The organism is Mycobacterium venezuelense, from assembly GCF_054919535.1.
Genome location: NZ_JBONDW010000001.1, coordinates 349,516 through 364,721 on the forward strand (window position 1 = coordinate 349,516; position 15,206 = coordinate 364,721).

The 15,206-nt window shown below is 66.2% G+C and carries 12 protein-coding genes; 7 read left to right on the forward strand and 5 right to left on the reverse strand.

Features of this window, described 5'->3' with window-relative positions:
• Positions 1–2 precede the first annotated feature (2 nt).
• The 4 genes from glnX (at position 3) to ACRCUN_RS01800 (ending at position 5,567) form a co-directional block, all read left to right on the forward strand.
• Entirely contained in the window at positions 3–1,322 is a 1,320-nt protein-coding gene (gene glnX, locus ACRCUN_RS01785) for a protein kinase G-activating protein GlnX (RefSeq protein ID WP_462139930.1), read from the forward strand.
• Between the two features lie 8 nt (positions 1,323–1,330).
• Positions 1,331–2,290: a glutamate ABC transporter substrate-binding protein gene (locus ACRCUN_RS01790; protein ID WP_462139931.1), complete on the forward strand. Its 960-nt coding sequence runs from the start codon at positions 1,331–1,333 to the stop codon at positions 2,288–2,290.
• On the forward strand, positions 2,290–4,566 hold the full coding sequence (locus ACRCUN_RS01795; RefSeq protein ID WP_462139932.1) for a serine/threonine-protein kinase PknG: 2,277 nt from the start codon (positions 2,290–2,292) through the stop codon (positions 4,564–4,566). Before ACRCUN_RS01790 ends, ACRCUN_RS01795 begins: the two co-directional genes overlap by 1 nt.
• A 125-nt stretch (positions 4,567–4,691) precedes the next feature.
• A complete protein-coding gene (locus ACRCUN_RS01800) occupies positions 4,692–5,567 on the forward strand; it encodes an endonuclease domain-containing protein (RefSeq protein ID WP_462139933.1) in 876 nt (291 codons plus the stop codon).
• 54 nt (positions 5,568–5,621) lie between these two features.
• Here the strand turns inward: ACRCUN_RS01800 and ACRCUN_RS01805 are convergent, their stop codons facing one another.
• The 4 genes from ACRCUN_RS01805 to ACRCUN_RS01820 are packed head-to-tail and all read right to left on the reverse strand — an operon-like array spanning position 5,622 to position 11,752.
• The gene (locus tag ACRCUN_RS01805) at positions 5,622–6,752 is read right to left on the reverse strand and encodes an acetate kinase (protein ID WP_462139934.1); all 1,131 of its coding nucleotides are present in this window, start codon (positions 6,750–6,752) and stop codon (positions 5,622–5,624) included.
• Entirely contained in the window at positions 6,749–8,827 is a 2,079-nt protein-coding gene (pta, locus tag ACRCUN_RS01810; protein ID WP_462139935.1) for a phosphate acetyltransferase, read from the reverse strand. Before pta ends, ACRCUN_RS01805 begins: the two co-directional genes overlap by 4 nt.
• 19 nt (positions 8,828–8,846) lie before the next feature.
• On the reverse strand, positions 8,847–10,169 hold the full coding sequence (locus tag ACRCUN_RS01815; protein ID WP_462139936.1) for an aspartate aminotransferase family protein: 1,323 nt from the start codon (positions 10,167–10,169) through the stop codon (positions 8,847–8,849).
• 17 nt (positions 10,170–10,186) lie between these two features.
• Complete coding sequence (locus ACRCUN_RS01820) at positions 10,187–11,752, reverse strand: APC family permease (protein ID WP_462139937.1); 1,566 nt, start codon at positions 11,750–11,752, stop codon at positions 10,187–10,189.
• Between the two features lie 219 nt (positions 11,753–11,971).
• On the opposite strand from ACRCUN_RS01820, the gene ACRCUN_RS01825 reads away from it, so the two are divergent.
• The 3 genes from ACRCUN_RS01825 to ACRCUN_RS01835 are packed head-to-tail and all read left to right on the forward strand — an operon-like array spanning position 11,972 to position 14,531.
• Positions 11,972–12,982 carry a phosphotransferase enzyme family protein gene (locus ACRCUN_RS01825; protein ID WP_462139938.1) on the forward strand — a complete coding sequence of 337 codons (1,011 nt, stop codon included), beginning with the start codon at positions 11,972–11,974 and terminating at the stop codon, positions 12,980–12,982.
• An 8-nt stretch (positions 12,983–12,990) separates the two neighbouring features.
• Positions 12,991–13,767 (forward strand): 3-oxoacyl-ACP reductase FabG, encoded by a 777-nt coding sequence (gene fabG / locus ACRCUN_RS01830; RefSeq protein ID WP_462139939.1) that lies wholly within the window; start codon positions 12,991–12,993, stop codon positions 13,765–13,767.
• 2 nt (positions 13,768–13,769) lie between these two features.
• Positions 13,770–14,531 (forward strand): GntR family transcriptional regulator, encoded by a 762-nt coding sequence (locus ACRCUN_RS01835; RefSeq protein ID WP_462139940.1) that lies wholly within the window; start codon positions 13,770–13,772, stop codon positions 14,529–14,531.
• Between the two features lie 3 nt (positions 14,532–14,534).
• Here the strand turns inward: ACRCUN_RS01835 and ACRCUN_RS01840 are convergent, their stop codons facing one another.
• Positions 14,535–15,203 (reverse strand): GntR family transcriptional regulator, encoded by a 669-nt coding sequence (locus ACRCUN_RS01840; protein ID WP_462140118.1) that lies wholly within the window; start codon positions 15,201–15,203, stop codon positions 14,535–14,537.
• Positions 15,204–15,206 lie beyond the last annotated feature (3 nt).

Here is a 15,206-nt window from a genome sequence, read left to right on the forward strand (position 1 = left end):
AGGTGACTGTGGAGTTGGCACATCCCTCGACCGAACCGCTCGCGTCTCGGTCGCCGACCACCCCTGCCCACCCGCGTTGGTGGTTTCTGTGGACCACGCCAGGCCGCATCCTCACCATCGGCGTGGTGCTGTGCGCGCTTGTCATCGCGAGCGCATTCGCGACATCGACCACGATCAACGATCGCCAGCAGGCGTTGACGACGGTTCTCGACCACACCGAACCGCTGTCGTTCGCGGCAGGCCGGCTCTACACCACGCTGTCGGTCGCCGACGCCGCTGCGGCCACGGCGTTCATCGCCGGCGCCGAACCCCGCGATGTGCGCCAGCGCTACGAACAGGCGATCACCGATGCGTCGGTCGCGGTGACCCGCGCGTCGAGCGGGCTGACCGACGAGGAACTCGTCCAACTGCTCGGCCGGATCAACGCCCGCTTGGCGGTGTACACCGGGCTGGTCGAGACCGCCCGGACCAACAACCGCGCGGGCAACCCGGTCGGGTCGTCCTATCTGTCCGAGGCGTCGGCGATGATGCAGACGCAAATCCTGCCGGACGCGCAACGCCTGTACGAGCAGACGTCGGCGCGCGTGGACGCGGAGACGACGGCGTCGGCCCAGATTCCGACGCCCGTGATGCTCGTGGTGCTCGCGACGTTGTTGTTCGGGGCATTCGCGAACCGCTGGCTGGCGCGGCGCACCCGGCGGCGCGTGAACATCGGATTCGTGGCGGGCGGCCTGGCCGTGCTGATCATGTTGATCTGGGTGAGCACCGCGCTCGTGATATCGACATCAGACAGCCGCAGCGCGAAAGAGACCGCCGCCGAATCCTTGAAGACCGTGACGAACCTGGCCATCACCGCACAGCAAGCCCGCGCCGACGAGACCCTCGCCCTGATCCGGCGCGGCGACGAGAACGTGCGCAAGCAGTCCTACTACCAGCGCATCGACATGATGCAGCAGCAGCTTTCGGACTACTTGGCGCGCGACACCGGAATCGACACGAGCGATCTGGTCGGCGCCGAACAACTGCTCACGAAGTGGCGGGCGGCCGATGACCGGATCAACGCCTACATCGCGGTCGGCAACTATCAGGCCGCGACGCAGGTTGCGCTGGGCACGGGTGAGGACGACTCGACACCCGCGTTCGACAAGCTCGACGCCGCGCTGTCGAAGGGCATCGAGCAGAGCCGCAGCCAGCTTCGCAATGACATCGCCAACGCCCGCCGCGTGCTCTCCGGCGCGACCGTCGGCGCCGCGCTGCTCAGTGTGGCCGCCGCGATCGCGGTTGCGTTGGGGTTGTGGCCGAGACTCAGCGAGTACCGATGATGCAAATGATGAGAAAACTTCTGATCCTGCTGGCGGCGGTCCTCGCGGTGGCCGGCTGCAGCCAGACCGCGCCCGCGCTGACGTTGCCCGCGTTGACGCTCGCGCCGCCCACCCCGGCGGGCATGGAGGAACTCGCGCCCGAACCGGTGCGGGTCCCGGTCGAGGAGGACGACGACTGCAACCGCACCGCGAGCCTGCGCCCGTTCAGCAACAAGGCCGACGCCGACGCCGCGGTCGCCAACATCCGCGCCCGCGGCAGGCTCATCGTCGGCCTGGACATCGGCAGCAACCTGTTCTCCTTCCGCGATCCGATCACCGGCCAGATCAACGGATTCGACGTCGACATCGCCGGTGAGGTGGCCCGCGACATCTTCGGCACCCCGTCGCAGGTCGAGTACCGCATCCTGTCCTCGGCCGACCGGATCGCCGCCCTGCAGAACAATCAGGTCGACATCGTCGTCAAGACCATGACGATCACGTGTGAGCGCAAGGAGCTGGTGAATTTCTCGACGGTGTACCTGATGGCCAACCAGCGCATCCTTGCGGCCAGGGACTCCAACATCACGCAGGCATCGGATCTGTCCGGCAAGCGCGTGTGCGTGGTGGACGGCACCACATCCCTCGAGCGCATCCAGCAGATCAGCCCGTCACCGATCATCGTGTCGGTGGTGACCTGGGCCGACTGCCTGGTGGCGCTGCAGCAGCGCCAGGCCGACGCCGTCAGCACCGACGATTCGATACTGGCGGGGCTCGTGGCCCAGGATCCGTATCTGCACATCGTGGGTCCGAGTCTCAACCAGGAGCCCTACGGTATCGGGGTGAACCTGGAGAACACCGGGCTCGTGCGCGTCGTCAACGGCACGCTGGAGCGGATTCGCCGCGACGGCACCTGGAACACGTTGTACCGCAAGTGGTTGACGGTGTTGGGCCCGGCGCCGGCCCCACCGGTTGCGAGGTATGTGGATTGATGAACCAGTCCGACGACCCTGAATTTTCGGCATCACCCGATACCGACGAGGGGCCCGGCACCCAACCGGCGAGCCTGGAAGACCTCGACTTCGATTCGGCGTCGACCATGCGGCCGATGGCGACCCAGGCGGTGTACCGGCCCGAGTTCGACGACTCCGACGACATCTCCCTCGGTTCGGGCGACACCGAGCCACACGAGCACGCCACGATCGCCACCCGCATGCTGTCGCCGATCCGCCGGCTCGGTGGCGGGCTGGTCGAGATTCCCCGCGTGCCCGAGCGGGATCCGCTGACCGCGTTGATGACGAATCCGGTGGTGGCCGAGTCGAAACGGTTCTGCTGGAACTGCGGTAAACCGGTCGGCCGCTCCTCGCCGGACGGTCACGCCCTGTCCGAAGGCTGGTGTCCACATTGCGGCAGCGCGTATTCGTTTCTGCCGCAGTTGTCCCCTGGCGACATCGTGGCCGATCAGTACGAGATCAAGGGCTGCATCGCCCACGGTGGGCTCGGCTGGGTCTACCTGGCCTTCGACAAGAACGTCAACGATCGTCCCGTGGTGCTGAAAGGCCTGGTGCATTCCGGAGACGCCGAGGCACAGGCCATCGCCATGGCCGAGCGCCAGTTCCTCGCCGAGGTGACCCACCCGGGAATCGTCAAGATCTACAACTTCGTCGAACACAACGACAAGCACGGCAACCCTGTCGGCTACATCGTCATGGAGTACGTCGGCGGAACGTCGCTCAAGCAGGCCAGGGGAACGAAACTGCCGGTGGCCGAGGCCATCGGCTACATGCTGGAGATTCTGCCGGCGCTCGCCTACCTGCATTCGATCGGGCTGGCCTACAACGACCTCAAGCCCGAGAACATCATGATCACCGAGGCCCAGCTCAAGCTGATCGACCTCGGTGCGGTGTCGCGGCTCAACTCCTACGGATACCTGTATGGCACACCGGGTTACCAAGCTCCCGAGATCGTGCGGACCGGTCCGACGGTGGCAACCGACATCTACACCGTGGGCCGCACGCTGGCCGCGTTGACGCTGGATCTGCGCACACGCCGGGGGCGCTATGTCGACGGGCTGCCGTCCGAGGACCCGGTGCTCGTCACCTACGACTCGTTCGGCCGGTTGCTGCGCCGGGCGATCGATCCCGATCCGCGGCGCCGCTTCGTCAGTGCCGACGAGATGTCGGGACAGCTGCTCGGTGTACTGCGTGAAGTGGTCGCCACCGACAGCGGCGTGCCGCGGCCCGGTCTGTCGACGGTGTTCAGCCCATCGCGGTCGACGTTCGGCGTGGATCTGCTCGTCGCGCACACCGACGTATATGTCGACGGCCAAGTGCATTCCGAGAAGCTCACCGCGCAGGAGATCGTGCGGGCGCTGCCCGTACCGCTTGTCGACCGCACCGACGTCGGAGCCCCGATGCTGGTGGCCAGTGTGCTCAGCCAGCCCGTACACACGCTCGACCAACTGCGGGCGGCCCGCCACGGCGCCCTCGACTCCGACGGTGTCGACCTCTCGGAATCCGTTGAGCTGCCGCTGATGGAGGCACGCGCGCTGCTGGATCTCGGCGACGTCGCCAAGGCCACCCGCAAGCTCGACGATCTCGCCGCGCGAGTCGGCTGGCGCTGGCGGCTGATCTGGTTCCGTGCGGTCGCCGAGATGTTGTCTGCCGACTACGAGTCGGCGACAAAGCATTTCACCGAGGTGCTGGACACGCTGCCGGGTGAGTTGGCGCCGAAGCTTGCGTTGGCCGCGACGGCCGAACTCGCCGGTACCGCCGATGAGCTCAAGTTCTACAAGACCGTGTGGAGCACCGACAACGGCGTGATCTCGGCGGGGTTCGGATTGGCCAGGGCCGAATCGGTGGCCGGTGAGCGTGACAAGGCCGTCCAGACGCTTGACGAAGTACCGCCCACCTCAAGGCATTTCACCACGGCCCGGCTCACGAGCGCGGTGACCCTGCTGTCCGGTCGGTCAACCAGTGAGATCAGCGAGCAGCACATCCGCGACGCCGCCAGGCGCGTCGAGGCCCTGCCGGATTCCGAGCCGCGTGTACTGCAGATCCGCGCCCTGGTGCTGGGTACCGCGATGGACTGGCTGGCCGACAATTCCGCCAGCAGCAACCACATCCTGGGCTTCCCGTTCACCGAGCACGGCCTGAAGCTCGGGGTCGAGGCGTCACTGCGTGCCCTGGCGCGAGTCGCGCCCACGCAGTCACACCGGTACGCACTGGTCGATCTCGCCAACAGTGTGCGGCCGATGTCGACGTTCTAGTTGGCTATGCCGCCGAGCGTGCGTTGACGGCGACCACCGTGCACAGACGGCGAGTTGTGGATAGATTTCGCGCCCTGGACGCACACTCGGCTGAACCTGTCGGGTCATCATGCCAACCTCCCCCCATGACTCCGTTATCGACGCCATTTATCGGCAGCGAGGCGCTGACCAGTGCCATGGTGAACCGTCACCAATTACGGACGCGCTTCACGCCCATCTACCCGAATGTGTACGTGCCCGCCGACCGAGTGCCCAGCCTCCGCGACCGCACCATCGGCGCGTGGTTGTGGTCGCAGCGCCGCGGCGTCGTCGTGGGACTCGCGGCAGCCGCGATGCTTGGCACAAAATGGGTCGACCCCGGCACGTCTGTCGAGTTGATACACACGAATCCGCGGGCGCCAAGGGGCATCATCACCCGCCGCTACACACTCCTGGATGACGAGATCGTCGACCGCCGGGGCATGGAAATGACCACCGCGCCGCGAACGGCCTTCGATGTCGGACGGCAAATCAGCGTCACCGCGAGCGTGTCGCGTCTCGACGCCTTGTGCAGAGCGACGGGGTGCACAGTCGCCGATATCGAGGCGCTGGCGGCGAAACACCCCGGCGCCCGTGGCGTTCGTCTGCTCGAAACAGCTTTGACCCTGGTCGATCCGGGCGCGCAATCTCCCAAGGAGAGCTGGCTACGGTTGCTGCTGATCCGGAACGGGTTCCCGAGGCCCACCACCCAGATCCCGGTCACGGTGGACGGGGCGCCGGTTGCCTATCTGGACATGGGGTGGGAGGAGTGGATGGTTGCCGCGGAGTACGACGGAGACCAACATCGCACCGACCGCTGGCAGTACGTCAAGGACGTCCATCGTTTGGAGATGCTCAAGGAACTCGGCTGGATCGTGATTCGCGTGGTGGCCGAAGACCGTCCGGCCGACATCGTGCGCCGCGTGCGAGCGGCATTGGCTCAACGGCAGATGAGTGTGCGTTCAGGGCGAAAAGCCAGCTGAAACACCACCATCCGGTCACACTCGGCGCCCTACGCGCACAGTCGCGCCTGGAAGCTAAACAACCTCCACACAGGCCTGTGCGATCGCCAACTCCTCGTTGGTCGGCACCACCAGCACGGTCGTCGGCGAGTCGGGCGTCGAAATCCGCCGTGCCTCTTTGGATCGCACGGAGTTGACCGTCTCGTCGATCTCGATCCCGAGGCCGCTCAGCCCGGCGAGCGCGTCACGGCGGACCGCGGCATCGTTCTCCCCCACCCCGGCGGTGAACGTGATGACGTCGGTGTTGCCCAGCACGGCGAGGTATGCGCCGATGTACTTCCGCAGCCGGTGGATGTAGACGTCGTAGGCCAGTTGTGCTGACTCATCCCCGGCGTCGATGCGCTGGTGCAGTTTCCGGAAGTCGTTCTCGCCGCCGAGTCCGAGAACGCCCGAGCGGCGGTTGAGCATCGACTCGATGTCCTCGACGCCCATCCCGGCCGTGCGCCACAGGTACATGACGATGCCGGGGTCGATGTCACCGCTGCGGGTGCCCATCACCAGACCCTCCATCGGAGTCAGGCCCATCGAGGTGTCTACGGGCCTGCCGCCGGCGATCGCCGATGCCGACGCGCCGTTACCCAGGTGCAGCACAATTTGATTCAGCGATTCGTACGGCCGGTCGACGAACGCCGCGGCTTGTTGGCTGACGTACTCGTGCGACGTGCCGTGAAAGCCGTACCGGCGGATCTTCCACTGCTCGGCCAACTCGTCGTCGATCGCGTATGTCGCGGCGGCGGCAGGCAGATGATGGAAGAACGCGGTGTCGAACACCGCCACGTGCGGCAGGTCGGGCAGCAGCTTGCGGGCCACCTTGATACCGAGCACGGCGGGCGGATTGTGCAACGGCGCCAACGGCGCGAGTTCCTCGACCTTGGCGATCAGGGCGTCGTCGATGATCGTCGGGCGGTAGAACGTCTTGCCGCCGTGTACGACACGATGGCCCACCGCGACCAGTCCCAGGGCGTCGAGGTCGAGCCCGCCGGCCGCGAGTTCGTCGAACGCGGCGCGCAACGCGGCATCGTGATCGGGTACCGCACCAGAACCGATCTCCTCGATGATCCCGTCGGCCAGGAACTCTCGCGAACCCGGCTGCACCACGGCATATTTCAGTGACGACGAGCCGGAATTGACCACCAGAACAGTCATGGCCGCCCCTGCGCCTGAATCGCCGTGATCGCCACGGTGTTGACGATGTCTTCGACAAGCGCGCCGCGCGACAGATCGTTCACCGGTTTGTTGAGACCTTGCAGCACCGGGCCGATCGCGATCGCACCCGCGCTGCGCTGCACGGCCTTATAGGTGTTGTTGCCCGTGTTGAGGTCGGGGAAGATCAGCACCGTGGCTCGCCCGGCCACCTCCGAATCGGGCATCTTCGTCTTCGCCACCGACGGTTCCACCGCGGCGTCGTACTGGATGGGCCCCTCGACAAGCAGCGACGGTTCGCGTTGTCGCACCAATTCGGTTGCGGCTCTTACCTTGTCGACATCAGCTCCGGTGCCCGAGGTTCCGGTCGAGTAGGAAAGCATCGCGACGCGCGGGTCGATGCCGAACTGGGCCGCGGTGCGCGCCGAGGAGATCGCGATGTCGGCGAGTTGCTCAGACGTCGGATCGGGCACGATCGCGCAGTCGCCATACGCCAGTACGCGATCCTCCAGGCACATCAAGAAGATGCTCGACACGGTCGAGACGTCGGGCAGCGTCTTGATGATCTCGAATGCAGGCCGGACGGTGTGCGCCGTGGTGTGCATGGCACCCGACACCATGCCGTCGACCATGTCGTTGTGTACGAGCATCGTGCCGAAGTAGGACACGTCGTGGATGATCTCGCGGGCCTGCTCGACCGTCACACCCTTGTGTTTGCGCAGTTCGGCGTACTGATCGGCGAACTGGTCGCACAGCTCGCTGGTACGCGGATTGAGCACCGTGGCGGCCGCCAGGTCGACACCGAGTTCTGCAGCGCGGGAACGGATCTGGCTTTCGTCGCCCAGGATCGTGAGATCGGCGACGCTGCGCTGCAGCAGGCGCCCTGCCGCCTTGAGGATGCGGTCGTCCTCACCCTCGGGCAACACGATGCGCCTGACGTCGGAGCGCGCGCGATCCAGCAGCTGGTAGGTGAACATCTGCGGGGTGGTGACGGTGGGGATCGAGATACTGAGCTGTGCCAGTAGGTCATTGACGTCGACATGGTCGTCCATCAACGCCAGCGCGGTATCGATCTTGCGTTGCGACGCCGCAGTGACCCGACCACGCGTACCCGCCACGCGGCTGGCGGTCTCGAATGTGCCGTACTTGGTCGCCACGATCGGCAACCGCAGACCCAGACCGGACACCAGCGATGCGATCGCCGGGTGCAGATCGAGCCCCCCGTTGAGGATGATGCCCGACAGCGACGGAAAGCCTTCGGCCGCATGGGCACTCACGACGGCGAGCACCACGTCGGAGCGATCACCCGGGGTGATCACCGCGACGCCTTCGGTGAGGCGTTCCAGCACATGCTCGGCGGTCATGCCGGCCACCAACACGTCCATCGCCTCGCGCGACAGCAGTGCGGGGTCACCTGCGATCACGGTACCGTCGACGGCTTTCTGGAGTTCGGCCACCGACGGCGCGACCAACAGCGGCTCCTCGGGCAGCACGTACGCGGGTGGCCCGAGCGGTTTGAGGGCGTTGGCCATCGCGGTCAGCTGAGCCGGGTCGCACCGGTTGGCCACCACGGCAGCGGCGTGGGCGTGCTGGCCGGCGAGCTCGGCCAGACATACCTCGACGACGTGGGCGACCTCGTCGGGCGTGCGGTCTGCGGCCTTGACGGCGAGCACGACGGGTGCGCCGAGGTTCACCGCGATGCGCGCGTTCATGCTCAGCTCGCTCGGCGTGGCCACATCGGTGTAATCGCTGCCGACGATCAGCACCGCATCGCACTGGTCGGCGACGCGGTGGAAGCGGTCGACGATCTCGGTGATCGCGGCGTCCGGATCTTCGTGGACCTGCTGGTAGCCGACTCCGACGCACTCCTCGTAGGTCAAGCCTGCCGTCGTCCCGGCCAGCAACAGTTCGAGGATGTAGTCGCGGTCCTCCCCCAACCGCGTGATGGGCCGGAACACCCCGACCTTGGGCACCGTCGCCGCCAGCCGATGCAGGATGCCCAGCGCAATGGTCGACTTACCGGTGTCGCCTTCGGGTGAGGCTATGTAGATCGCGGTCGCGATGTTTCCATCCGGCACGACTACAGCATTCCCTAGATCAGGTCAGCTCCGCCAGCGCGGCCCCGAACTCGGTGCACAACCAGTCGACGTCGGCCATGGAGAACACGAGCGGCGGCCGGATCTTGAGGACGTTGCCGTCCGATCCGCACACCGAGATGAGCACCCGCCGATCGCGCATCGCGTTGACGAGATCGTGGGCGCCGGTTCGGTCGGGTTCGGCGCTGTCGGTGTCGGTGATCACCTCGACCCCGACGTAGAGCCCGCACCCGCGGACGTCACCGATACGGGGATGACCTGCCGTGATCCGGGCGAGTTCGGCCCGTAGCGCCGCCCCGACCCGGGCGGCGTTGGCGATCAACTGCTCGTCCTCGATCACGTCGAGGACCGCGCCCGAGGCGGCCATCGACACCGGATTGCCGCCGAACGTGTTGAAGTAGGGCACGCCGCGGGCAAATGCCTCGAGCACCTCGCTGCGCGCGGCCATCGCCGCGACGGGCAGGCCGTTGGCCATCGGCTTGCCCATCGTGACCAGGTCGGGAACCACGCCGTGGCGGATGAAGCCCCACATCGAGTCGCCGGTCCGGCCGAAGCCGGGCTGGACCTCGTCGGCGATGAACACCCCGCCCGCGGCGCGGACGGCCTCGACCGCGGGGCCGAGCACCGACGGATCCGGGTAGATGCCGTCCGAGGAGAAGATGGTGTCGACGATCAGGCACCGCACCCCGTAGCCGGCCGCCTGCAGGTCGGTGATGGCCGCTGAGACGTCGGCACGAAACTTGGCGGCCACTCCCGTGCCCGCGCGGTAACTGTCCGGGGCGGGCACCGTCCGGACATGCGGGCCGATGGCCGTGTCACCACCGATCGACGGCGAAATCGCCGTCACCGCTTCGGTGTTGCCGTGATAGGCATCCCGCGTGACGATCACACCCGTTGCGCCGGTGTACATCTGGGCGACCCGCAGGGCGAGGTCGTTGGCCTCCGAACCGGTGCACGCGTACATCACCTGGTCCAGCTCACCGGACATGGTGGCCAGTAGCCGCGCCGAGTAGTCGACGATGCCCTCGTGCAGGTAACGGGTGTGGGTGTTGAGCGTTTCGAGCTGCCGGGTGACCGCGGATACGACGTGCGGGTGGCAGTGTCCGACGCTGACGACGTTGTTGTAGGCGTCGAGGTAGCGCACGCCGTCCGCGTCGAACATGTGGCTGCCCCGGCCGCGGACCAGATGTACCGGCCGTTCGTAGAACAGCCGGTACGCCGGTCCGAGCAGGCGGGTGCGGGCCGAGATCAGTTGTTCGGTACCCGGATCGGTCGCCAGACCGCCCGTGTAGCTGTTCGAATCCATGATGTTGGAAAAACTCATGCCCGCGTCCCCCTTATTCAGCGTTCGTGTGCTTCCTCCAACACTGTGCGTCCCAAGTCGGAATACCGCTGCGGATCCCGGTATTTCAGGAACAGCGCCAACAGCACACCACCGATTCCGGCGATGCCAACAACATACGGGATCGCAGTGAAGATCCAGTCCGATGCGGCCGCGCCCGCCGCGAAGGACGCGTTCTTGGCCAGTAGGTAGATCACATACAACATGCCGGTTCCACCCAGCAGCGGAGCCAGGAACGTGGTGAACCAGTTGGCTGTTTCCGGATGACGTTTTTGCACATGGAAGTACGAGATCACCGAGAACGCAGCCAGCGCCTGCACGATCATGATGGCTGTGGTGCCAAGGAGCGCCATCAGACCGTAGAGCCCGGTGTAGGGGTCGCGGCCGGTGAGGTCGAAGAACAAGACCACGAGTGTCGCGAAGCCGGTCTGCACGAATCCGGCGATGTGCGGTGAGCCGTGCACTGGATGCGTCGCGCCGATGGTCTTGCGCATCCCGGGGATGATGTTCTCTCGCCCGAGCGCGTAGAGGTAGCGGGCGGCGCAGTTGTGGAACGCCATGCCGCAGGCGAAGGACCCGGTCATCAGCAGGATCTTGAACATGTCGACTGCCCATTGCCCGAGGTGCTCGTGCACCGGGTTGAAGAAGATGTTGCCCGCGGTCGACGAATCCTGCGCCAGGGCAATGGCATTCTGCGGCCCGGTGCCGACGATGGCCAGCCACGAGACCAGCACGTAGAACACGCCGATGCCGACCACCGAGCTGATCACCGCGATGGGGATGATCTTCTTGGGGTTACGCGATTCCTCGCCGTACATGGCGCTCGACTCGAAGCCCACCCACGACCAGAAGGCGAAGAACAGGCCGACGCCTGCCGATCCGGCAACCGCGATCATGCTTCCGTCGGCGCCGGCAACCTCGCCGGACAAACTGTGAAAACCGTTGAGCGGGTTGAGCGATCCGAGAGACCAGCCCTGCGGGCCGCCACCGGTGAAGACCACCGAGAGGGCCATCATCGCCAGCATCACGATCTCGGTGATCAGGAATACGCCCAGCACCTTGGCCGCGAGATTGATGTCGAAGTAGGTCAGCACCGCGTTGACGGCGAGCATGACGACCGCGAAAACGATCCAGGGCACATCGATGCCGAAGAACGACTTGAACAGATCGTTTCCGAAGAACGAGAAGATGCCGATGAGCGAGGCCTCGAACACCATGTACGCCAACGCTGTCAGGAAACCCGCGCCCAAGCCCACGATGCGGCCGAGCCCATGGGAGATGTATCCGTAGAAGGCACCGGTCGCGGTGATGTGCTTGCTCATCGCGGCGTAGCCGATCGCGAACAGCGTCAGCACGATCGTCGCCACGAAGTAGCCTGCCGGCGCGTACGCACCGTTGCCGAATCCCACCGAGATCGGGACGTTGCCGACCATGGCGGTGATCGGTGCGGCGGTCGCCACCGCCATGAACAACACGCCGACCAAACCGACCGCATTGGGTTTGAGGCGTTGGATGCCGCCGGATGGCGCTTGAGATGGAGATGGAGGATCGATGATCTCGCTCATTGTGGTCCCACTTTTGGTCTGGTTTCAACGCGTCGACGACAGCGTTGTGGTGCGACGGAGGCCATTTCTACCGCCCCCAGATCGCTTGGTCAACTTGGGATTACCTGTACAACAAGGCGTTTGTTGCGGGAATGTTTCGAACCTGGCAATCGTGCAACAGCGAGGTTAAACCGGTCCATTTGGTCTGCTCGTGTTGCTCATTTGGTCCACACTCGGTGCATGCCGGGACTGCCTGCTGATCACGAACTGTTCGCCAGGGCCGCCCTGCCGTCGTATCGGCGTGGCGGCGATGCGCCGCTGCGCCTACTGAGCCTGTCGGAGAACGCCACGTATCTGGTCGACGATGACGACCCGATCGTGCTGCGGGTACACCGGCCGGGCTATCACTCGCTGGCCGGTATCGCCTCCGAACTCGAGTGGATGGCCGCCCTACGACGTGAAACCCCGGTCAAGACACCGCAACTCGTACATGCGGCGAGTGGTGAGCAGGTGGTGACGGCAGCCGTCGGCGATCGGGAACTGCATGTCGACGCGGTGACTTTCGTGCCAGGGTGTACGGCCGAGGAAGCCCCCGACGTCGTGGGGTTCGCCGAACTCGGCGAGCTGACGGCGATCATGCACGAGCACACGCAACGCTGGGCCCGGCCGGCCGGCTTCACGCGGTTCAGCTGGGACCTCGATGCGATCCTGGGGCCGCGGGCCCGCTGGGGGAACTGGCGGGTGGCTCCGGCTCTCACCGCCGACGACCGCGCCTCGATCCAGGCCGCGGTGACCGAGATCACCCGACGACTTGACGCGTTCGGCACGGGCCCGGATCGCTTCGGACTCGTTCATGCCGACCTGCGGCTGTCGAACCTCATGGTGGATCCCGCCGCGCCGGGCACGGGCATCACGGCGATCGACTTCGACGATTGCGGCTGGTCGTGGCATCTCGCCGACCTGGCCGCCGTCTTGTCGTGGATCGAGGATGCCCCGCAGGCCGGTGGCATCGTCACCGAATGGCTGCGGGGTTACCGGTCCGTGCGGCATCTGCCCGACGATCACCTGACGCTCGTGCCGACGTTCGTGATGTTGCGCCGGATCCAGTTGACGGCGTGGATCGCCTCGCATGCCGATGCGGACGCCGCCATCGCCGTCGGCGCGGACTATGCCCGGGGCACCGCGCGGCTGGCCGACCGCTACCTTGGCGATCAAACCTGGCTGCATGACGCCGTTTTCACTACCGCATAGGAGCAAGGATGTTTGACCTGAAGAACCGCTCGGTGCTTATCACCGGAGGCAGCAAGGGCATCGGGCGCGGCATCGCGACGGTGTTCGCACGCGCCGGGGCCAACGTCGCGGTGGCGGCACGGTCGTCAGCCGGTCTCGACGCTTGCGTCGCAGATATCGACGGCCTCGGATCGGGCAAGGTCATCGGCGTCGTGACCGACGTCAGTGACCGGAAATCGTGCGACGAGCTGGCCTCGGCGGCGCGCGAGGCGTTCGGCGGGATCGACGTCGTGTGCGCCAACGCCGGGATCTTTCCCGACGCACCACTGGCCACCATGACCCCCGAGCAGCTCACCGACATCTTCGCCGTCAACGTCAACGGCACGTTCTTCGCGGTCCAGGCCTGTCTGGACGCCCTCATCGCGTCGGGCTCCGGCCGGGTCATCCTGACCTCGTCGATCACGGGCCCGATCACCGGGTACCCCGGCTGGTCGCACTACGGTGCGACCAAATCCGCTCAGTTGGGGTTCATGCGTACGGCCGCAATCGAATTGGCCCCGCACAAGATCACGGTGAACGCGATCCTGCCCGGCAACATCATGTCCGAGGGCATGATCGAGAACGGCGAAGAGTACATCGCGAGCATGGCCCGATCGATCCCCGCGGGTGCACTCGGGACGCCGGAGGACATCGGCCACCTCGCGGCGTTCCTGGCCACCAAGGAGGCCGGCTACATCACCGGGCAGGCCATCGCCGTCGACGGCGGACAGGTGCTGCCCGAGTCGCTGGACGCGATCGTCACCTGATCATGGAGGAGTCGCCCGGGGGGCCGGTCGCCGAAGATGTGCGCCGCCGAATCCTGTCAATGCTGGCGCAGGGCACGCTTCGGCCCGGCTCGCGGCTCGGTACCGAGCGCGAGATGGCCGACATCTTCGCGGTGTCGCGGTCCACGTTGCGCAGCGCGCTGCTGCCGTTGAGCCAGGCCGGCGTGCTGGAACGTCGCACGGGGCGAAACGGCGGCACGTTCGTGCGCGCCGATATCGTCGAGCGCAACGCCGCCGAACTGGCCGGGTTGCCCGCACGGTTGCACAGCGGCGGTCACACCAGCACGAGCAGGGTGCTGGGGACCGACCGCCGTCCGGCCACCCCGGTCGAGGCACACGCACTCGAAATCCCCGATGCGACAGATATTTTCACGGTCCGCCGGCTGCGCTTCGCCGACGGCGTTCCGTTGTCGGTCGATCTGGCCTGCTTCGTCGCCGACCAGATGGACGACCTGCTCGAGCAACCGCTCGGTGGCTCACTCTACGAACTGCTGCGGGTGCGGTACGGCCTCGCGCCTGCCACCACGACCGAGACCATCGAGGTCGTCAGCGCCAGCCAGCGCGAAGCGCACTGGCTCGAGATCGCACATCGCAAGCCGCTGCTGGCGATCACGCGAGTGACGCGCGACAGTACGGGCCGGCCGTTCGAATACGCCTATGACCTGTTCCGCGCCGACCGGGTCCGGCTGACCGCCACGAGTCACGGCACAGTGGGGGCGGTCGAACGTTCGGTGAGCAGTGCCTGACGGTCAGCTTCCCTGCTGGGCGGCAGCCACGTCCTTCAACGCCAGGATCACGCTCTTGAGGTGATCGCGCATCGCGGCCTCGGCTCGCTCTGGATCTCTGGCGCATACCGTGTCGATGATCGCGATGTGCTCGGCCAGTGACACGGTGATCCGGCCCGGATGCATCGCCAACCGGAACTGATGGCGTACCAGTTGCCCTCTTAGTCGCTCCAGGATGTCGGCCGCGGTGTGCTGGGCGCCGATTTCGCGAACCCGCTTGTGCAGCAATTGGTTGAGCTTCGAGTAGCCCATCACGTCGCCGGACTCGACCGACGCGGTGAGCTCGGTGCGCAGCTCGGCCAGTTCAGCGATCTGCTCATCGGTGATGTGCTGGGCCGCCTTCGCCGCACAGAGCCCCTCCACCACCATCCGGACCTCGGTGATCTCGACAGCTTCTTCGAGCGAGACGGAGCGCACCCGCGCACCGCGGTTCTGGATACGTTCGATCAGGCCCTGCGTGGCGAGTTCTTGCAGCGCACCGCGCACGGCGCTGCGGCTGACGGCGAACTGCTCGCACAGATCGGCCTCGACCAGTCGCTGATTGGGCGCGAACTCCCCATCGAGGATGGCCGCACGGATCCGGCCGGCCACATCGGCCGACTCGCTCCCGCGCCCCCGCTCGTCAACCAGCATCCC